At 62.1% G+C, this 5,156-nt stretch carries 5 protein-coding genes; all 5 read right to left on the reverse strand.

Going from position 1 to position 5,156, the window contains the following annotated elements:
• The coding region (locus EOB36_RS32900) for a biotin/lipoyl-containing protein (protein ID WP_128286530.1) at positions 1 to 1,005 on the reverse strand (1,005 nt) is incomplete at its 3' end.
• An 18-nt stretch (positions 1,006 to 1,023) separates the two neighbouring features.
• Positions 1,024 to 2,412 carry a pyruvate dehydrogenase complex E1 component subunit beta gene (locus tag EOB36_RS32905; RefSeq protein ID WP_127294021.1) on the reverse strand — a complete coding sequence of 463 codons (1,389 nt, stop codon included), beginning with the start codon at positions 2,410 to 2,412 and terminating at the stop codon, positions 1,024 to 1,026.
• A 14-nt stretch (positions 2,413 to 2,426) separates the two neighbouring features.
• Positions 2,427 to 3,473 (reverse strand): pyruvate dehydrogenase (acetyl-transferring) E1 component subunit alpha, encoded by a 1,047-nt coding sequence (pdhA, locus tag EOB36_RS32910; RefSeq protein ID WP_128286531.1) that lies wholly within the window; start codon positions 3,471 to 3,473, stop codon positions 2,427 to 2,429.
• 171 nt (positions 3,474 to 3,644) lie between these two features.
• Positions 3,645 to 3,968, reverse strand: a complete 324-nt coding sequence (locus EOB36_RS32915; protein WP_128286532.1) for a septum formation initiator family protein — start codon at positions 3,966 to 3,968, stop codon at positions 3,645 to 3,647.
• A 186-nt stretch (positions 3,969 to 4,154) separates the two neighbouring features.
• Positions 4,155 to 5,156 (reverse strand): phosphopyruvate hydratase (gene eno, locus EOB36_RS32920; protein WP_128286533.1); only part of this gene is annotated, 1,002 nt, incomplete at its 5' end.

Raw genomic sequence — 5,156 nt, forward strand, 5'->3', positions numbered from 1 at the left:
GTGCTTGACCATGGCACTCTCGGTCCATGAGGCATTGGCATCCGGCACCGCCATCAGCGCCATCGCCATCGCTTTGATGACCATGTCGTTGACCGACAGCTTGTAGGCCGGCACCTCACCCTTGTCGGTCTTCTTCACCGGGGCAGCCGCATTGATCTGCGTGCGCAGCGCCAGAAGCGCATCGAGCTCGCAGTCGAGCGTCAGGTAGAAATGCGGGATGGTGGTCGTGGCCTCGACCAGCCGGCGCGCGATGGTCTTGCGCATGTTGTCGTGCGGAACAAGCTCGTAGGAGCCTTCGGCGAACAGTTTCAGCACCTGGTCGTCCGACATTGGCTTGGCTGCGACAGCTGGAGCCGGAGCGCCGGCGGGCGCCGCTTTTGCAGCGGGCGCCTTGGCGCTGCCGCTGGAAATAGCTGCATCGACATCGGCCTTGACCACGCGGCCATGCGGGCCGGAACCGGTCACCGCTGAGACGTCGACGCCGGCTTCCAGGGCGATGCGACGGGCCAGCGGCGAGGCGAAGGTGCGGCCGTCCGGCGATTGGCTGATCTCCCCCCTTGTGGGGGAGATGCCAAGTGGCGACAAAGAGGGCAGGCCAGAGGGGGGCGCTTTGCTCCCTACGGCTGGAGGGACAGCGCCCCCCTCTGTCGACTTCGTCGACATCTCCCCCACGGGTGGGGAGATTGGCGCCTTGTCCTGCTTGGCCTCGGCCTTTGCCGGCGCAGCGCCATCACCGCTCTTTGCGGCCGCCGCCGCATCCTCGCCCTCAGCCGCGAGCACGGCGATCAGCGCGTTGACCTTGACGCCTTCGGTGCCGGCCGGAACGACCAGCTTGGCGACCGTGCCTTCGTCGACGGCCTCAACTTCCATCGTCGCCTTGTCGGTCTCGATCTCGGCGAGCACATCGCCCGGCGAAACCTTGTCACCCTCCTTGACCAGCCATTTGGAAAGATTGCCCTCTTCCATCGTGGGCGAGAGGGCAGGCATGGTGATGTTGATCGGCATTTTGTCCTCCCGCCCTGCTCAGCGATATGTGACGGCTTTGACCGCCTCGACGACCTCGCCGACATTGGGCAGCGCCAGCTTTTCGAGGTTGGCCGCATAGGGCATTGGCACGTCCTTGCCGGCAATGGTGATAACAGGCGCGTCGAGGAAATCGAAGGCGCGCTGCGACACCTGGTTGGCGATGTGGTCGCCGACCGAGTTCTGCGGAAATCCTTCCTCCACCACCACCAGACGGTTGGTCTTCTTGACCGAAGCGATAATGGTATCGAAATCGAGTGGACGGATGGTCCTGAGGTCGATGATCTCGGCATCGATGCCCATGCCGCGCAATTCGGCCTCGGCCTTGATCGCATAGGTCATGCCAATGCCGAAGGAGACGATGGTGACATCCTTCCCCCTCTTATGGATGCGCGCCTTGCCGATCGGCAGCACGAAATCGTCCATCTTCGGCACGTCGAAGGAGTGACCATAGAGGATTTCGTTTTCGAGGAAGATGATCGGGTTCGGATCGCGGATCGCGGCCTTCAGCAACCCCTTGGCGTCGGCGGCGGTGTAGGGCATCACCACCTTCAGACCGGGAATGTGGCTGTACCAGGCGGCATAGCACTGCGAATGCTGGGCGGCGACGCGGGCAGCCGCGCCGTTCGGCCCGCGGAAGACGATGGGCGCGCCCATCTGGCCACCGGACATGTAGAGCGTCTTGGCGGCGGAGTTGATGATCTGGTCGATCGCCTGCATGGCGAAGTTGAAGGTCATGAACTCCACGATGGGTTTCAGGCCGGCCATCGCCGCGCCGACGCCGACGCCGGCAAAACCGTGCTCGGTGATCGGCGTGTCGACGACGCGACGCGGCCCGAACTCCTGCAGCAGCCCTTGCGTGATCTTGTAGGCACCCTGGTACTCGGCGACCTCCTCGCCCATGACGAAGACGTCGCCATCGCGGCGCATCTCTTCGGCCATCGCGTCACGCAACGCCTCGCGCACAGTGGTCGAGACCATTTCCGTGCCGGCCGGGATGTCCGGATCTGCGGCAATTTCGGTTCTCGGCGCGGCGGCGACAGGTGCTGCCGCCTCGCTTTTGGCCGCAGTAGGCGCTGGCGCGGCTGTTTCAGCCTTGGCAGGTTCTTCTTCGCCGACGCCTTCGCCTGCCTTGTCGATGTCTTCGCCATCAACGGCGAGCACAGCGATCAGCGCGTTGACCTTGACACCTTCGGTGCCGGCTGGAACCACGATCTTGGCAAGCGTGCCTTCGTCGACGGCCTCGATTTCCATCGTCGCCTTGTCGGTTTCGATCTCGGCGATGACGTCACCGGCGACGACCTTGTCGCCCTCGTTCTTCAACCATTTGGAAACATTGCCCTCTTCCATGGTCGGCGAGAGAGCGGGCATGAGAATTTCGATCGGCATGTCCTTGCCCTCTCTTACAGCACGATGTCGGTCCAGAGCTCGGACGGATCCGGCTCTGCGTCATTCTGGGCAAATTCGGCGGCGTCGGCGACGATATCGCGAACCTCCTTGTCGACGGCCTTGAGCTCGTCCTCATCGGCCCACTTCTTCTCGATCAGGCGCGCCTTGACCTGCTCGATCGGGTCACGCTCGGAGCGCATCTTCTGCACTTCTTCCTTGGAGCGGTACTTTGCCGGATCGGACATCGAGTGGCCGCGGTAGCGGTAGGTCTGCATTTCGAGGATCAGCGGCCCCTTGCCGGCGCGGCACCATTCGGTGGCGAGATCGCCGGCTGCCTTGACCGCGCGGACGTCCATGCCATCGACCTGGATGCCGGGGATCTTGAAGGAGGCGCCGCGGTGCGAAAAATCCGTCTCGGCCGACGAACGTGACACCGAGGTGCCCATGGCGTAGCGGTTGTTCTCGATGATGTAGATCACCGGCAGCTTCCACAGCGAGGCCATGTTGAAGCTTTCATAGACCTGGCCCTGATTGGCGGCGCCGTCGCCGAAATAGGTCAGCGTCACATTGTTGTTGCCGCGATAGCGGTTGGCGAAAGCAAGGCCGGTGCCGAGCGAAACCTGCGCGCCGACAATGCCGTGGCCGCCGTAAAAATGCTTCTCCTTGGAGAACATGTGCATGGAGCCGCCCTTGCCCCGGGACAAGCCGCCGCGGCGCCCGGTCAATTCGGCCATGACGCCGCGCGGCGACAGTTCCATCGCCAGCATGTGGCCGTGATCGCGGTAGGCGGTGATCATCTGGTCGCCATCGACCAGCGCCATCTTCATGCCGGTGACGACTGCTTCCTGGCCGATATAGAGATGGCAGAAGCCGCCGATGAAACCCATGCCGTAGAGCTGGCCGGCCTTTTCCTCGAAGCGGCGGATAAGCAGCATGCGCCCGTAGGCGTCAAGCTCCTCTTGCTTGGTGAAGTCGACAGGCTTGGGGGCTGAAAGCCCCGCCGATTTGCCGTCGGATCTGGATTTGGATTTGGCAGGCGCTTTTCTGGCGGCGGTGGCCATGCATCACTCCCTGTTGGCGTCTCTTGCGGACACTGAGGGAGATCAGTTCTCCCCACCGATTTTGGGGAGGCTAACACGCGAGAAGACGTTTCGCCATGCTGAAAATGCATGACTGACATGCGTCTAAGCGATTAAAATCATTGAAAATATTTGCGATTAACTGAAATATGGTTATCTCGTCGTAGCCGGTAACATGATGGTGATTTCGTCGGCGTGAGACATATTGAGCGCCTTGCGCGCCTGCTCGTCAAGCATGTCCTTCTCCAGCGTGCCCTGATGCATGAGCTGAACGCGCCGCTGCAGGTCGAGCCGGCGCGCTTTGACGGCATCGAGCTTACCTTGCAGGTCGACGGTTTCGGCCTCCAACCGGTATTTGGAATAGATGCCGAATTCGCCGTGATAGGCGTGGAAGCCGAAATAGGCGAGGAATGCCACGCAGAGCGAGGGGATGATCAGCCGCCCGGTATTTCTCTGCTTGTGCTGACGTGTCCACATGATCCAAATCCCTTAGAGCGCCGTGCGTCCTCTTGGACGAGCAAAGGACGCTCTATCCCTCTGCGACCTAGCCCCTTTCTCGCCCAATTGTGCTTAATGGACGGTTACGGACGGCCGGATTTGGCGGTGTAAAGCAAAAAGGGCGGAGAATGCCCCGCCCTTTCATTCCGGATATTTTCGGCTGGCTCAGCCTTTGACGATCGACTTGCCGGCATAGAGCGCCTGCTTGCCGAGTTCTTCCTCGATGCGGATGAGCTGGTTGTACTTGGCCATGCGATCAGAGCGCGACAGCGAACCTGTCTTGATCTGCCCGCAATTGGTGGCAACCGCGAGATCGGCGATGGTCGAATCTTCGGTTTCGCCCGAGCGATGCGACATGACCGCGGTGTAGCCGGCCTTGTGCGCGGTCTCGACGGCGTCAAGCGTCTCGGTCAGTGAGCCGATCTGGTTGACCTTGACCAGGATCGAATTGGCGACGCCCATGCGAATGCCGTCGCGTAGCCGCGCCGTGTTGGTGACGAACAGATCGTCGCCGACCAGCTGGGTCTTCTTGCCGATGAGGTCGGTCAGCGTTTTCCAGCCGTCCCAGTCGTCCTCGGCCAGCCCGTCCTCGATGGTGATGATCGGATAGTCGGCGGCGAGCTTGGCCAGATATTTGGCCTGGGTCTTCGGATCGCGGGTCTTCTTCTCGCCTTCATAGACGTAGTTGCCGTCCTTGAAGAATTCGGTGGCGGCGCAATCGAGACCGAGCGCAACCTCTTCGCCCGGCTTGAAGCCAGCCTGCTCGATCGATTCCATGATGAAATCGAGCGCAGCGGGCGCGCTTTTCAGGTTAGGAGCGAAGCCGCCCTCGTCGCCGACATTGGTGTTGTGGCCGGCGTCCTTCAGCCGCTTCCTCAGCGTGTGGAAGATTTCCGAGCCCCAGCGCACGCCGTCACGCAGTGTCGGCGCACCGATCGGCAGGATCATGAACTCCTGGAAGTCGATCGGATTGTCGGCGTGGGCGCCGCCGTTGATGATGTTCATCATCGGCACCGGAAGCACATGCGCCTTGGTGCCGCCGACATAGCGGTAGAGCGGCAGGCCAGCCGCTTCCGCCGCAGCCTTCGCCACTGCCAGCGACACGCCGAGGATGGCGTTGGCGCCGAGCCGGCTCTTGGTGGGCGTGCCGGCGAGCTCGATCATGGT

The sequence above is a fragment of the Mesorhizobium sp. M6A.T.Cr.TU.017.01.1.1 genome (assembly GCF_004023115.1).
Classification (GTDB): Bacteria; Pseudomonadota; Alphaproteobacteria; order Rhizobiales; family Rhizobiaceae; genus Mesorhizobium; species Mesorhizobium mediterraneum.

Excerpts from the sequence above, each read along its gene's own strand:
- pdhA (WP_128286531.1), bottom strand. The coding sequence starts at position 3,473 with ATGGCCACCGCCGCCAGAAAAGCGCCTGCCAAATCCAAATCCAGATCC.
- EOB36_RS32915 (WP_128286532.1), bottom strand. The coding sequence starts at position 3,968 with ATGTGGACACGTCAGCACAAGCAGAGAAATACCGGGCGGCTGATCATC.
- EOB36_RS32905 (WP_127294021.1), bottom strand. The coding sequence starts at position 2,412 with ATGCCGATCGAAATTCTCATGCCCGCTCTCTCGCCGACCATGGAAGAG.